Consider the following 14,868-nt stretch of genomic DNA (forward strand, 5'->3'; position numbering starts at 1 on the left):
CTTAGCGGCGCGCTACTCCTGGCAGTACGCAAAGCATTTCAAACAGCAGGTTGGCGCCCAGCAGCGAGGTGTTGCCGGTGGTGTCGTAAGGTGGGGAGACCTCGACCAGGTCACAGCCGATCAGGTCCAGGCCCTGACAGCCGCGGATGATTTCGATGGCCTGAATGGTGGTCAGGCCGCCAATTTCCGGGGTGCCGGTGCCGGGCGCCCAAGCCGGGTCGATGCCATCGATGTCGAAGGACAGATATACCGGGCCACCCGCGACCTTCTCACGCACTTCAGCCATCAACGGCTCCAGCGACTTGTGCCAGCACTCTTCGGCCTGCACTACGCGAAAGCCCTGGCGGCGGCTCCAGTTGAAGTCATCGGCCGTGTAGCCTTGGGCGCGCAGGCCAATCTGCACGACCCGGTCGCAATCGAGCAGGCCTTCTTCGACGGCGCGGCGGAAGGTGGTGCCGTGGGCGATCTTCTCGCCGAACATGTGGTCGTTGACGTCGGCGTGGGCATCGATGTGCACCAGGCCGATCTTGCCGTGTTTTTTGTGCAGCGCGCGCAGAATCGGCAGGGTGATGGTGTGGTCACCACCCAAGGTCAGCGGGATCACGTTGTGTTCGACGATGGTGTCGTAGGCTTCTTCGATGATGCGCACGGCGTCCAGCAGATTGAAGGTGTTGATCGCCACATCGCCGATATCGGCAACCGACAGCGAGTCGAAGGGCGCGGCGCCGGTGGCCATGTTGTAGGGGCGGATCATGACTGATTCGGCGCGGATCTGGCGCGGGCCGAAGCGGGTGCCGGAGCGCAGCGAGGTGCCGATGTCCAGCGGCACGCCGACAAACGCGGCGTCCAGGCCTTCAGGGCTTTGCAGGTGGGGCAAGCGGAGCATGGTGGCGATGCCGCCGAAACGCGGCATTTCGTTGCCGCCCAGTGGTTGGTGCAGAGTCTTGTCCACAGTGGGCCTCATCAGTCGGTCGATTGTTATGGTTGTTCGAACCTGGGCCAACATGCTGCAACTGAGCGCAGCGGGCGGCGAGCAGGGTCATTGCGGGCAGTCTGCGCAAGCTGGTGGCCGAGAAGAATCGCTACCGACAAATACTTAGTTCAGGAATCTCTGAACTAAAGGCCGCCGCCAAGGTAGACTCCGCCCATTGCCACTTGCCCACTGCCACTGCGGACCGATCACCACCATGGCCTCGTCACTGCCCGACCCGAAACTGCTGCGGATCTTTGTCAGCGTGGTGCGCCACCAGGGCTTTGCAAATGCCCAGCGTGAGCTGAACCTGTCGACGTCGGCCATCAGCACCTACATGAGCCAGCTGGAGGCGGGGTTAGGCATCGTGCTCTGCCACCGTGGCCGCGGTGGCTTCAGCCTGACCAGCAAGGGCGAGCTGTTCCACCAGGAGACGCTGCGCCTGCTGGCCGAGCTGGATGGCTTCGAACAGTACGCCGCGGCGCTCAAAGGTGAATTGCGCGGCACGCTCAACCTTGGCGTGCTCGACTCGACCGTAGGCGATCGCGCCTTGCCGCTGGCAGAGGCGATTGGCGCCTACAGCCAGGAGCATCCGGCCGTGCACCTGCACTTGTCGGTGTCCAGTCCATACGAGCTGCAGCTGGGGGTGCAGGACAACCGCCTGGACCTGGCCATCGGTGCGTTTTCTTCGCGCATGAGCGGTCTGGTCTATCAACCGCTGTATCGCGAGCAGCATTGGCTTTACTGCAGCAACCGCCATTCGTTGTTCGCCGAGAGGCGGATTCCGGAGCCCGTCATTACCCAGCAGCGCATGGTTGGGCGAGGCTACTGGAGCCAGGCCGAGCTGGCCCGGCACGGCTTCAAGCACAGCGCGGCAACGGTGGAAAGCATGGAGGCGCAGCTGATCCTGATCCTGTCCGGCGCCTATATCGGCTATCTGCCCGAGCACTATGCACAGGCGTGGGTCGACAAGGGCGATTTGCGCGTATTATCGCCCGCCACATTTGGTTACCAAGCCCCGTTCTCCCTGATCATCCGTCGCGGCCGTAGCCGCGAACCATTGATTCAGACCTTCCGTGATTTGCTCAAAAGTCAGCTGAACGTCAGCTGATAAACGCTTGGATGAATGCACTCCGTCAGGAACGGTAAATTTCCTACAAAAGTGCCTGCTGACAGGCTTTCGCTCTGCTAAATATTGATTGGCCCCTGATGAATTTCCATCGTTTGCACACGCAAGGATTGCCTTGATGCGCCTGAACTTGCCCGTTACCGAGCATGAAAGAACCTTCCCCAACGAACAGCGGCTTATTTCCACTACCGACCTCAATAGCCGCATTACCTATTGCAACGACGCATTCGTGGCCATCAGCGGTTTTACCTACGATGAACTGGTCGGACAAACCCACAATCTGGTGCGCCATCCAGATATGCCGGCGCCGGTATTTGCGCTGATGTGGGACACCATCAAACAGGGCAAACCGTGGATGGGCGTGGTCAAGAACCGCGCCAAGAACGGTGACTTCTATTGGGTCAGCGCGTATGTCACGGCGGTGTACGAAAACGGCCGCATCAGTGGTTATGAGTCGGTCCGCTCGGTGCCCAGCCGTGAACAGATCAGCCGTGCGGAACGGCTATACGCACGCCTGCGCAGTGGCCAGCACGCAGTGTCGTGGTCGACGCGTGTGCTGCACGGGGTTGGCCAGAGCTGGCCAATACTGGCCGCTGCTGCGCTGTCTACTGCAGGCTATCTCTGGCTCGCGCCGCAGGCTGCGATCGCCGTGCTGCTGGCCAGCCTGCTGGGTGCCGGCTATGCGCTGAACCGCCTGCACGCTCGCGCTCTGCAGCGCACCCTGGACGAACACCCGAAAGCCTTCACCGACCCGTTGGTGGCCCTGACCTACAGCGATAACCGCGGCCTGCATGGCCAGCTGGACCTGGCCATCATCAGCGAAGAGGCGCGCTTGCAGACGGCGCTGACCCGCCTGGTCGATGCAGGTGTCGGGGTCAAGGCACGCGCAGCGCAGTCTGCTGGATTGTCCGATGCCCAGGCGCAGATGCTTGACCGCCAGCGCAGCGAAACCGAGCAATCGGCCACCGCCATTGCGCAGATGGCTGCGACTATCCAGGAGGTTTCGCAAAACGTGCAGAGCACTGCCCATGCTGCCGGTGACGCTGACCAACTGGCCCAGCACGGCAGCCAGCTGGCTCAGCAAAGCCTGCAGGCGATGGGCAGCATGAGCGAGGCGGTCAATGACATCGGCCAGGCCGTGCACGCCTTGGCTCAGCAGACCCAGTCGATTGGCAGCGTGGTCGATGTGATCACGTCGATTGCCGAACAGACCAACCTGCTGGCGCTTAACGCGGCTATCGAAGCTGCCCGCGCGGGCGAGCAGGGCCGTGGCTTTGCCGTGGTCGCCGACGAGGTGCGCTCACTGGCCCAGCGCACGCGCACCTCGACCGACGAGATTCACCAGATCATCAGCAGCCTGCGTGCGGGCGCCGAGCGTGCGGTGTCGTCGGCTAGCCGTGGTGAACAGATCTCCCGCGACAGCGTGCACAGTGTCGAAGCGGTGCGTGAGGCGCTGAGCGGCATTGCCCAGGCGGTCAGTCGCATTACCGGCATGAGCCAGCAGATGGCGACTGCTTCGGAACAGCAAAGCCACGTCGCTGAAGACATCAACCAGCAGATCACGCGCATATCCCACCTGTGCGACGAGAGTGCCGGGCAGGCCAGGCAGGGCGCCGAGATCAGCCAGGACCTGGAGCAGATGGCCGAGTACCTGCACAGCCTGGCCGAACGTTTCAACCGCTGACCACCTCCCGAACCCACATGGACGTGGGCGCTGTATGTTCTTCTCGAGTGGCTATGGCACACTGGCGCCCTCCAGGAGAACCCGATGTCCAGACCCCGCTGCGAACGCTGCAAGCGCGCGCAAGACCATTGCTTATGCCCGCTGATCCCTCGTCTCGACAGCCTTACCCGGGTCGTCCTGTTGCAGCACCCCAGTGAAACCGCGCATGCGCTGAATACTGCTCGCCTGGCCGCGCTCGGCCTGGTCAATGCACAGCTGTGGGTGGGGGAAGTGTTTGCCCAGCTGCCGGAGTTGCTGGCAACGCCGGGGTATCGGCCGGTGCTGTTGTTTCCCGGTGACGAGGCGCAGGCACTGACCGCGTATGCGTCACCTGATGAGCAGCCGTTGCTATTGATCGTGCCGGATGGCACCTGGCGCAAGGCGCGCAAGCTGTTGTACCTGAATCCGCTGCTGGCAGCGCTGCCACGGGTGACCCTGGCGCAGGTGACAGCTTCGCGCTATCGCCTGCGCAAGGCGCCGGAGGAGGGCGCCCTGGCCACCATCGAAGCCGTGGTGCAGGCGCTCAACGCGCTGGAGCAGCCACGGTGTTTCGACGAGCTGCTGCGCCCGTTCGACGCTTTGATCGAAGGCCAGATCCGCGCCATGGGTCGCGACACCTTCGAGCGCAACCACGGTTGCTGAATCAACGTTCGCGCATGGCCTCGGTGCGGGCCTTGAGCACCGGTTTGAGCAAGTAGTCGAGCACGCTTTTCTGCCCGGTGATGATATCCACCGTGGCGACCATCCCTGGAATGATCAGCAATGGCTTGTTGTCGCCGCCCAGGTGATTCTTGTCGGTGCGCACCTGGATCAGGTAGAACGCGTTGCCCTTGTCATCGGTCACGGTATCGGCGCCAATCAGCTCCAGCTTGGCCTTCAGCCCACCATAGATGGTGTAGTCATAGGCGCTGAACTTGACCATCGCGGTCTGCCCCGGGTGCAGGAAGGCGACGTCCTGCGGGCGCACCTTGGCTTCGATCAGCAGGTTGTCCTCGATTGGCACGATCTCGACCAGGTCGCTGCCCGGCTGGACCACGCCGCCGATGGTGTTGACCTTGAGCTGCTTGATGATGCCACGCACCGGTGACACCACCGTGGTGCGCTTGACCCGGTCGTCGATGGCGATGCTGGTGGCGCTGATCTTGGACAGGTCAGTGCGCTTGTCGTTGAGTTCCTTGGCCGCCTCCGAGCGGAAGGTGGCATCGGCTTCCTGGATCTTGCTCTTGATTTCTGCCACTGCCGCATCTGCCCGCGGAATGGCCAGGCTGGTGGCGTTGAGCTGACCGCGGGCTTCGACCGTGCGCTGCTTCAAACGCAAAATTTCCACCGGCGAAATCGCTCCGGTGCCCACCAATGGCGAAGACATGTTCAGTTCTTGCTGGAGCAAGCCCAACGCCGAACGGTACTGATCGACCTTGGAGCGGAACTCGGCCAGTTCCTGGGTCTTCTGCCGCAGTTGTTCGTTGAGCGTCTGCTTCTCGCTGGTCAGCCGCCGTTGCCGGGACTGATACAGCGCCAGCTCGTCCTCGGCCACCTGTGGCGCCTTGCTGCGAATCTCTTCCGGTACGGTGAACGGACGCCCTTCAGCCTCCGCCGAGAGCCGTTCGACCTGCGCCGTCAGTGCGTAGCGGTCGACCTCGCTTTCGCCCTTGTTGGACAGAAAGCGGGTGTCGTCAAGGCGCAGCAGGGTTGCGCCCTTGGCGACCATCTGACCTTCACGCACGAAAATCTCGGTGACGATGCCGCCCTCAAGGTTCTGTACCACCTGGACCTTGCCCGAGGGGATCGCCTTGCCCTCACCGACAGTCACCTCATCGAGCACCGCCAGGCTCGCCCAGGCCAGCGCAACCAGCAGCAGCGCCGCCGCCAGCCACACCGTCAGGCGCGATAGGCGCGGCGAGTCCTGCAGCGTGGCGCCGGCCAGTTCGGGCATGTAGTCGCGCTCGGCAGTTTTGCCGGCACCTTGGAAATAACTGCGCAAGAAGGCCATCGGACTACTCCTCAAAAGCGTCTACAGCGCGGCGCCAATGCGCCCTTTGCGCAGCGCATCGATGACTGCATCCTTCGGCCCGTCGGCAACGATCTTGCCGTTGTCCAGCACCAGCAGGCGGTCGACCAGGCTCAGCATCGAGGTCCGATGCGTGACCAGCAGTACGGTCTTGCCCGGCACCCAGTCGAGCAGGCGCTGGCGCAGTTGCTCTTCGCTGCTGTTGTCCATGTGGCTGGTGGGCTCGTCGAGGATCAGGATCGGCGGCTCCAGCAGCAGCGCCCTGGCCAGCAGCACGGCCTGGCGCTGGCCGCCCGAGAGCAGCTGGCCGCGTTCGCCTACAGGGCGGTCGAAACCCTGCGGATGCTGGCGCGCCAGTTCGGTCACGCCGGTCAGTTCGGCCACCTCGAGCATGCGTGCGTCGCTGACGTGGCGGGCCCCCAGGGTGAGGTTGTCGCGCAGGCTGCCAGCCAGCAGCGGCAGGTCGTGGGCGACGTAGCCGATCTGGCTGCGCAGGTCGGCGATGTCCAGCTGGCGCAGGTCGAGGTTGTCCAGCAACACCTGGCCTTCATCAGGATGATAGAAGCCCATCAGCAACCGACCCAAGGTGCTTTTGCCCGAACCGCTGCGGCCGACGATACCGATGCGCTCGCCGGGCTGCAGGGTCAGATTGACGTCATTCAGCGCCGCAGCCGTCTGGCCAGGGTAGCGGAAGCTGACATGGCTGACGGCCACGCCGCCCTTGAGGCTGGTGTGCTCCAGCGCCTGTTGCTCGGCCTGGCGCTCTTGCGGCAAGGCCATCAGCGCATCGGTGCTGCGCATGGTCAGCTGCGCTTGCTGATAGCGGGTGATCAGCCCCGCTATCTGGCCCAGTGGTGCCAGGACCCGGCTGCCGAGCATGTAGGTAGCCACCAGTGCGCCGACACTGAGGTTGCCGGCGATGATGCTGTAGACCCCGGCAACGATCGTTGCCATGCCGCAGAACTGTTGGATGAACAGCGTACCGTTGCTGGCCAGCGAAGACAGGTTGCGTGCGTGCGCATCGAGCCGGGCAATCGCGCCGTTGGTCTGCTCCCAATGGTACTGGCGCTCACTTTCAGCGCCGTTGGCCTTGAGCGTTTCCAGCCCACCCAGAGTTTCGATCAACAGGGCCTGGCGCACTGCTCCCAGGCTCAGGCTTTTTTCCACGGTGTCGCGCAGGCGGATCTGGATGATCAAGGCAAAACCAACTGCCAGCGGGAAGGCAATCAGCGGGATCACCACCAGCCAGCCGCCCAGCAGGCCAACCACCACCAGCATCAACGCCACGAATGGCAGGTCGATGATGCTGGTCAAGGTCACCGCCGTGAGAAACTCGCGCAGCCCCTGGAAGTCGTGAATGCTCTGGGCGAAGCCGCCGATGGTGGCCGGGCGCGCCTTCATCGACATGCCGGTGATGCGTTCGAACAGGGTTGCCGAAAGGATCAGGTCGGTCTTCTTGCCGGCCTGGTCCAGCAGGTGCGCGCGGACCATGCGCAGAACCATTTCAAAGGCGGTGCCGATGAACAACCCTGCCACCAGCACCCACAAAGTCGAGACTGCCTGGTTGGGCACCACCCGGTCGTAGGTCTGCATGACGAACAGCGGCACCATCAGGCCCAGCAGGTTGATCAGCAGGCTGGCCAGCAAGGCATCGCTGTACAGCCAGCGGGAATGGCGCAAGGTGTCGCGAAACCAGGCATCGACCCTCGGCATCAGCGGGGTGCGCAGGTTTTCCAGAGTGTGCCGCGGGCGGGCAAACAGGGCATCGCCGGCGTAGGCCTGTTCCAGCGCCTCGCGCTCGACCCATTGCTCGCCGCCTTCGGCCTCGGACGGCAGGATCAACGCGCGGCCGTCTTCGCCAAAGCGCTGTAGAACAGCACAGCGGCCGTCTTTGAGCAGCAGCAATACAGGAAGGTTGAGTGTGGAAATTGCGCCCAGCTCACGCTTGAGAATCCGCGCTTGCAGGCCTGCGCGGGCTGCGGCTCTGGGCAATAACTCGGGCCCCAGCCGCTGGCTGGCCAACGGTAGGCCGCTGCACAAGCTGGCACGGCTCGCGGGGCAGCCGTGCAGTTTGCACAGAATCAACAGGCCATCGAGCAACGGATCGTCAACGTCCAGCCGGGGCTGGGCATTTTGCATACTGGTCACGATGGCCTACTCCTGCCGCAATGGAGGGTGTACGGCTACATCCGAAACGTTGCTCGATAACGGTCAACGCATTTCGGGCAACTTCGCTTCGCTGCGTACTTCAGTCTTGGCAATGGCTTCTGCCGGCAGCGCAATACGCTGTTTGCTGAGCAATTCACCCATGGTCGAAAGTACGCGGTACATCGAGTATTCCTCGGTGTAACGCACTTCGGTGTAACGGCGGTTGGCGTTGTACAGCTCGTTCTCACTGTCGAGTACGTCGAGCAGGGTACGCTGACCAAGACCGAACTGATCCTGATAGGCGGCACGCACGCGCTGGGTGGTTTCAGCGTATTCGCGCGCGGTCGGCGTCTGCTTGCGCGCGTTGTTCATGGCGTTCCACGACAGGCTCAGGTTCTCGTTGAGTTCGCGCAGGGCGTTGTTGCGGATGTCCAGCGCCTGGTTGATCTTGTGCGAGTCCGACTGCAGGCGAGCCTTGTCGCTGCCGCCGCGGAACAGGTTGTAGTTCAGCTCGACGCCTGCTTGCCAATCGTTGTTGCTGTGGCCGCGCTCGCCGCCCAGGTTGTTGTTGGCGCCGGTGGCGAGGATGGCGTCCACACGCGGGTAGAAGGTCGACTTGGCGACTTCGTACTGCTTCTCGGCGGCATTCACATCGGCCTGAGCCGAACGCAGGTACGGGTTGTTTTCCTGCATGCCGCGGCGTGCGTCTTCCAGCGTGCTCGGCATTTCCACCTTGATGGTCGAAGGGGTTTCCAGCTCGTCCGGCATCAGCCCGACCACGCTGTAGAAGTTGGCTTCGGCGTCAGCCAGATCGACTTCGGCGGTGTCCAGGTTGTTTTCAGCCAGGGCACGACGTGCGCGCGACTGATCGAGGTCAGCACTGCTGCCGACACCGCGCTCGGTGCGCAGGCCGATCTGGTCGTTGACGCGCAGGTGCGCTTGCATGTTGTTCTTGGCCAGGGTCACCAGTTCGCGACGCTTGAGCACTTCGAGGTAGACCTCGATGGTACGCAGGGCGACGTCCTGGGCGATTGCCTGAGTGTAGTAGGCACGCGAGTTGGAAACCGCTTCGGTACGGCCGACTTCGTTGGAAGTGTTGAAACCGTCGAACAGCATCTGGCGCAGACGCAGCTCGGACTGGGTGTAGTTCATGGTTTCTTTGTTGTGGTTGCGCGTGCCGTCAGCGTTCAGACCACGGGTGTTGAGGTTGTCGGAGCGCTGGCGACCGTAACCTGCAACCAGATCGACGCTTGGGTAGAACCCGCCACGGGCGAATTTCACATCTTCGTCGGCAGACAACCGGCTGTTGCGATAGGAACTGATTTGCGGGTGATGATCCACGGCGTTCTGAACGGCTTCGGTGATCGACATCGCCTGAATGTTGGCACTCGCCATGGCCAACAGGATTGCACTGGTGATGGGGGTAAGAACGCGCATGGGGTACATCTCCATTGTCTCTAAAAGTGTCCAGCATTCGCCAAAAAAATGACGATTATTATGAGGTAGACCGTTTCAAGTTTGTAACAACAGAGCTAAGAACATTTAACGCGCGAGCTAAGAAGATTTGTTCATAAGGTCTATGCGAAAAAAAACTTATGCGGTCTAAAGAATCCGCGACATTGTTCTACTCAACGGGCCTATAAATCAAGCTGTAGTCAGCGGTTTTAGGTCATTGCAACAAGTTCCAGAACTTTTGCAGCTAAGAACTCAGTGAAAACGGGCCGTGTCGGAATTTGGCGACAATTAATTGTCACTCTGTAGTAGCAAAATTCCATCATCTCTATCGGCTTGGCCTGCGCAGTGTAGAGCTGTTTGCTGACTTTTGGCGTTTGATTGACGCCTTTATTCGGCCCGGCGCCACAGTGTTTTTGCTGCATTCAAGCTGCAGGATCCGTTCGGCAGGGGAGACGTAGGGCATGGCTAAATTTATCGGAGTGGTCAGCAAGGTGGTCGGCCAGGTTTTCGCGGTCGACAGCGACGGCAGCCGCCGCCTGTTGGTCGAAGGCGACCGACTCTATGCTGGCGAACAGCTCGAAACCGGTAACGCCGGAGCCATTGCGGTGCGCCTGGACAACGGCGCAGAGCTGACCCTGGGCCGCGACAGCAGCCTGCAGATGTCGCCAGAGCTGCTGGCTAATCAGGCCACCCATGTGCAGACCGACGACGTCGCCCCCAGCCAGGCGCAGCTGACCGATGTCGAGCGCTTGCAACAAGCCATCGCTGCGGGTGCCGACCCTAGTGAAGAGGCCGAGGCTACCGCGGCTGGGCCCAATGGAGGTGCCCCAGGCGCTTTGGGCGGCGGCCACAGCTTTGTCATGCTGACTGAAGTTGCCGATCGCGTAGACCCTACGGTTGGCTTCCCGACTGCGGGCTTCAACGGTGTGCCGCTGTTGGTCAATGGCTACATTGGTGACCTCGATCCGACCAGTTCCGACGATGTGCTGCCGCCCGCGTCCCCACCTCCGGTGAATCCGCCAGACAACCCGGTCACCCTGCAAGGCCTTGATGTCAGCCCCGGCGAACTGTTCCTCGACGAGGCCAACCTGCCCGACGGCTCCAACAGCAACCCGGCGGCGCTGACCCAGCAAGGCTCGTTCACCGTTATCGCCGCCGACGGCGTGTTCAATCTCAGCGTAGGTGGCATCAACGTAGTCACCGGCGGGGTGGTTACCGGTATTGGCCAATCCATCACCACCGCCCTTGGCAACACCCTGACCATCACCGGCTACAACCCGGCGACCGGCGTGGTCAATTACAGCTACACCCTTAACGGCACTGAGCAGCACGCCAACGGTGGCGGCAGCAACGTGATCGGCGAGCAGTTCCCGGTGCAGGTCAGCGACAGCGATGGCGATGTAGCCAGCGGCAGCCTCGACGTGATCATTCGTGACGATGTGCCCAAAGCGGTGAATGACAGCAACGCAGTGACAGCCACCGAGCAGCAGCTTGAGTTGACCGGCAACGTACTCAACAACGATGTGCAGGGCGCCGACCGGGTCGTCGGCGGGCCGGTGATTGCCGGTACCTTCAGCGGCACCTACGGCACATTGGTGCTGGCTGCGGACGGTACCTACACCTATACCCTCAACGCCGATGACCCTGATTTCAAAGGGCTCAAAGGTGGCGACAGTGGCACCGAGAGCTTTACCTACACCATCAGAGACGCCGACGGCGATACCAGCAGCGCGACCCTGACGCTGAGCATCAGCAATCTCAACGACCCAGTGACGATCGGCGGGCTGGATGTCGCCGGTGGTGAGCTGATTGTCTATGAAAAGAATCTGGTCAATGGCAGCGCGCCAGACGGCGCTGCGCTGACGCAGAACGGGACCTTTACCGTTGCCGCGCCAGATGGCTTGCAGAGCCTGAGCGTGGGCGGCATCACGGTAGTCAGCGGCGGCGCAGCAGGCGGTTTTCCACAGTCGATCACGACCGCGCTGGGCAACACACTGACCATCACCGGCTACAACCCGGCCACAGGCGTGGTGAGCTACAGCTACACGCTGCTCGACAATGAAGCCCACGCCACCGGCAACGGCAACAACAGCCTGGGCGAAACATTTGTCGTGACAGCCCAGGACAGCGATGGCAGCACTGCCTCGGCCAACCTTGACGTGAGCATTGTCGACGATGTGCCCAAGGCGGTGGATGACACCAACGCGGTAACGGCCACAGAACAGCAGGTGGAACTCAGCGGCAATGTCCTCAGCAATGACGTACAAGGCGCTGACCGGGTCGTGGGTGGCCCGGTGGTTGCCGGCACCTTCACCGGTACCTACGGCACGCTGGTGCTGGCTGCGGATGGCACCTACACCTACACCCTCAACGTTGACGATGCCGATTTCAAAGGCCTTACCGGCGGTGGCAATGGTATCGAGACCTTCACCTACACCATCAAAGACGCTGACGGTGACACCAGCAGTGCGACCCTGACCCTGAACATCAGCAACCTCAATGACCCGGTAACACTTGGCGGCCTCGACGTGAGCGGAGGCGAGGTTACCGTTTACGAGAAAAACCTGATCGATGGCAGCGCAACTGACGGCCCGGCCCTGCAACAAGGCGGCACCTTCACGGTGATTGCGGCGGATGGCCTGCAATCTTTGAGCGTCGGCGGCATCAACGTAATCAGTGGCGGCGTAGCCGCAGGCTTCCCGCAGACGATCACTACCGCGCTGGGCAACACCCTCACCATCACCGGCTACAACCCTACGACAGGGGTGGTCAGCTACACCTACACCTTGCTCGACAACGAGACTCACCCCGATGGCAACGGCACCAATGGGTTGCAGGAAAGCTTCACGGTCGTTGCCAAGGACACCGACGGCAGTACCGCCACTGGCAGCCTCGATGTAACCATCGTCGATGATGTGCCGCAGGCTCACTGCGACTTCGCCAGAGTCGAGGCAGGCGGTCAGGTCAGCGGCAACGTGCTGGCCAATGATGTGATTGGCGCCGATGACTTGGCCGATGGCCGCTATGTAGTTGGCGTGCGTGCCGGCTCCGATACCTCCACGCCAGCCTCTGGACAGTTGGGCGTCAATGTCCAGGGCACCTATGGCTACATCACGCTGGATGCCGAAGGTAACGGCGTTTATCACGCCTACCCGAACAGCAATGCACCGGCTGGTGCTACCGATGTGTTTGTCTACACCATCCGCGATGCTGACGGCGATCAGAGCACCACGACCATTACCATCAACGTCAACAACTGCCAGATGATTGCCGGGCAGGATACTGACGTTACAGTGTATGAAAACGCCTTGGACATGACCAAGGACGGCAACGACCTCGCGCCCGGCACCGTCACCGGCAGCCAACCTGGCTCGATTGGCGAAACAGCCAGTGGGACCTTGGTCGGTTCGGTCACAGGCGGCGTTGGGGCTTTGACCTACAGCCTGGTGGGCAACACTGCAGGGCAATTCGGGCAGATTCAGGTCAACGCCGATGGCTCCTACACCTACACCCTGACCTCGCCGGCGAATTCGCCGACCCATCAAAATGACGGGCCGAACGTCATTACCGAGAGCTTTACCTATCAGGTCAAGGATTCGCTCGGTAATACCACCACCAGCAACATCGTCATCAGCATCGTCGACGACGTGCCCCAAGCGCACTGCGACGTTGCCCGAGTGGAAATGGGTGGGCAGGTCAGTGGCAACGTGCTGCTCAACGACGTGATCGGCGCCGACGTCTCCGCCGATGGTAAATACGTAGTCGGTGTACGCGCCGGTTCAGATACATCGACGCCTGCCTCTGGCCAACTCGGCGTCAGTGTCCAGGGTACTTACGGCTACATCACCCTTGATGCTGAGGGTAACGGCGTTTATCACTCCAACCCGAACAGCAATGCTCCAGCAGGCGCGACGGACACCTTCGTCTACACCATCCGCGATGCAGACGGCGATGAGAGCACCGCAACCGTCACCATCAACGTACTCAATTGCCAGATGGTTGCTGCACCAGATCACGATGTCACGGTCCATGAAAACGCTCTGGACCTGACCAAAGACGGTAACGACCTCGCGCCCGGCACCGTCACCGGCAGCCAACCTGGCTCGACCGGCGAAACAGCCAGTGGGACCTTGGTCGGTTCGGTCACAGGCGGCGTTGGGGCTTTGACCTACAGCCTGGTTGGCAACACCGAAGGGCAATTCGGGCAGATCCAGGTCAACGCCGATGGCTCCTACACCTACACCCTGACCTCGCCGGCGAATTCGCCGACCCATCAGAACGACGGGCCGAACATCATCACCGAGAGCTTTACCTATCAGGTCAAGGATTCGCTCGGTAATACCACCACCAGCAACATCGTCATCAGCATCGTCGACGACGTGCCCCAAGCGCACTGCGACGTTGCCCGAGTGGAAATGGGTGGGCAGGTCAGCGGTAACGTACTGCTCAATGATGTGATCGGCGCGGATGTTTCTGCCGACGGCAAGTACGTGGTCGGCGTGCGGGCCGGTTCAGATACTTCGACGCCTGCTTCTGGCCAACTGGGCGTTAACGTCCAGGGCACTTACGGCTACATCACCCTCGATGCCGAAGGTAACGGGGTTTACCACTCGTACCCGAACAGCAATGCTCCAGCAGGCGCGACGGATACCTTCGTCTATACCATTCGCGACGCTGACGGCGATGAGAGCACCGCGACCGTCACCATTAACGTGCTCAACTGCCAGATGGTTGCTGCACAAGACCACGATGTCACCGTCCATGAAAACGCTCTGGACCTGACCAAGGACGGCAACGACCTGGCGCCTGGCACCGTCACCGGCAGCCAACCTGGCTCGATTGGCGAAACAGCCAGTGGGACCTTGGTCGGTTCGGTCACAGGCGGCGTTGGGGCTTTGACCTACAGCCTGGTGGGCAACACTGCAGGGCAATTCGGGCAGATTCAGGTCAACGCCGATGGCTCCTACACCTACACCCTGACCTCGCCGGCGAATTCGCCGACCCATCAGAACGACGGGCCGAACATCATCACCGAGAGCTTTACCTATCAGGTCAAGGATTCGCTCGGTAATACCACCACCAGCAACATCGTCATCAGCATCGTCGATGACGTACCACAGGCGCACTGCGATGTTGCTCGTGTGGAAATGGGCGGGCAGGTCAGTGGCAACGTACTGCTCAACGACGTGATCGGCGCGGATGTGTCTGCCGACGGCAAGTACGTGGTCGGCGTGCGGGCCGGTTCAGATACTTCGACGCCTGCTTCTGGCCAACTGGGCGTTAACGTCCAGGGCACTTACGGCTACATCACCCTCGATGCCGAAGGTAACGGGGTTTACCACTCGTACCCCAACAGCAATGCCCCAGAGGGCGCCACGGATACCTTCGTCTACACCATCCGTGATGCCGACGGTGACCAGAGCACCGCGACGGTC

8 protein-coding genes are annotated in these 14,868 nt (G+C 61.7%); 4 read left to right on the forward strand and 4 right to left on the reverse strand.

The features are described 5' to 3' along the window. Position 1: 1 nt before the first annotated feature. Positions 2–952, reverse strand: a complete 951-nt coding sequence (speB, locus tag AC58X1_RS16710; protein WP_101317629.1) for an agmatinase — start codon at positions 950–952, stop codon at positions 2–4. A 235-nt stretch (positions 953–1,187) separates the two neighbouring features. On the opposite strand from speB, the gene AC58X1_RS16715 reads away from it, so the two are divergent. From AC58X1_RS16715 to AC58X1_RS16725, 3 genes are all read left to right on the forward strand, one after another. Further along, complete coding sequence (locus AC58X1_RS16715; RefSeq protein WP_101317631.1) at positions 1,188–2,081, forward strand: LysR family transcriptional regulator; 894 nt, start codon at positions 1,188–1,190, stop codon at positions 2,079–2,081. 136 nt (positions 2,082–2,217) lie between these two features. After that, the gene (locus tag AC58X1_RS16720; RefSeq protein WP_447735162.1) at positions 2,218–3,783 is read left to right on the forward strand and encodes a methyl-accepting chemotaxis protein; all 1,566 of its coding nucleotides are present in this window, start codon (positions 2,218–2,220) and stop codon (positions 3,781–3,783) included. An 84-nt stretch (positions 3,784–3,867) separates the two neighbouring features. Beyond that, complete coding sequence (locus AC58X1_RS16725; protein WP_497429173.1) at positions 3,868–4,464, forward strand: tRNA-uridine aminocarboxypropyltransferase; 597 nt, start codon at positions 3,868–3,870, stop codon at positions 4,462–4,464. A 1-nt stretch (position 4,465) separates the two neighbouring features. Here the strand turns inward: AC58X1_RS16725 and AC58X1_RS16730 are convergent, their stop codons facing one another. The 3 genes from AC58X1_RS16730 to AC58X1_RS16740 form a co-directional block, all read right to left on the reverse strand. Beyond that, positions 4,466–5,812 carry an HlyD family type I secretion periplasmic adaptor subunit gene (locus tag AC58X1_RS16730; RefSeq protein ID WP_497429174.1) on the reverse strand — a complete coding sequence of 449 codons (1,347 nt, stop codon included), beginning with the start codon at positions 5,810–5,812 and terminating at the stop codon, positions 4,466–4,468. A 21-nt stretch (positions 5,813–5,833) separates the two neighbouring features. Further along, positions 5,834–7,969, reverse strand: a complete 2,136-nt coding sequence (locus AC58X1_RS16735; RefSeq protein WP_188035596.1) for a type I secretion system permease/ATPase — start codon at positions 7,967–7,969, stop codon at positions 5,834–5,836. Between the two features lie 72 nt (positions 7,970–8,041). Further along, the gene (locus AC58X1_RS16740) at positions 8,042–9,415 is read right to left on the reverse strand and encodes a TolC family outer membrane protein (protein WP_188035593.1); all 1,374 of its coding nucleotides are present in this window, start codon (positions 9,413–9,415) and stop codon (positions 8,042–8,044) included. Between the two features lie 479 nt (positions 9,416–9,894). Here AC58X1_RS16740 and AC58X1_RS16745 point away from each other — a divergent pair. Next, the coding region (locus tag AC58X1_RS16745) for a retention module-containing protein (RefSeq protein ID WP_497429175.1) at positions 9,895–14,868 on the forward strand (4,974 nt) is incomplete at its 3' end.

The sequence above is a fragment of the Pseudomonas sp. PGPR N4 genome (assembly GCF_059693665.1).

Coding starts and splice junctions, on each gene's coding strand:
- AC58X1_RS16735 (WP_188035596.1), bottom strand. CDS start 7,969: ATGCAAAATGCCCAGCCCCGGCTGGACGTTGACGATCCGTTGCTCGAT.
- AC58X1_RS16730 (WP_497429174.1), bottom strand. CDS start 5,812: ATGGCCTTCTTGCGCAGTTATTTCCAAGGTGCCGGCAAAACTGCCGAG.
- AC58X1_RS16725 (WP_497429173.1), top strand. CDS start 3,868: ATGTCCAGACCCCGCTGCGAACGCTGCAAGCGCGCGCAAGACCATTGC.
- AC58X1_RS16740 (WP_188035593.1), bottom strand. CDS start 9,415: ATGCGCGTTCTTACCCCCATCACCAGTGCAATCCTGTTGGCCATGGCG.
- AC58X1_RS16715 (WP_101317631.1), top strand. CDS start 1,188: ATGGCCTCGTCACTGCCCGACCCGAAACTGCTGCGGATCTTTGTCAGC.
- AC58X1_RS16720 (WP_447735162.1), top strand. CDS start 2,218: ATGCGCCTGAACTTGCCCGTTACCGAGCATGAAAGAACCTTCCCCAAC.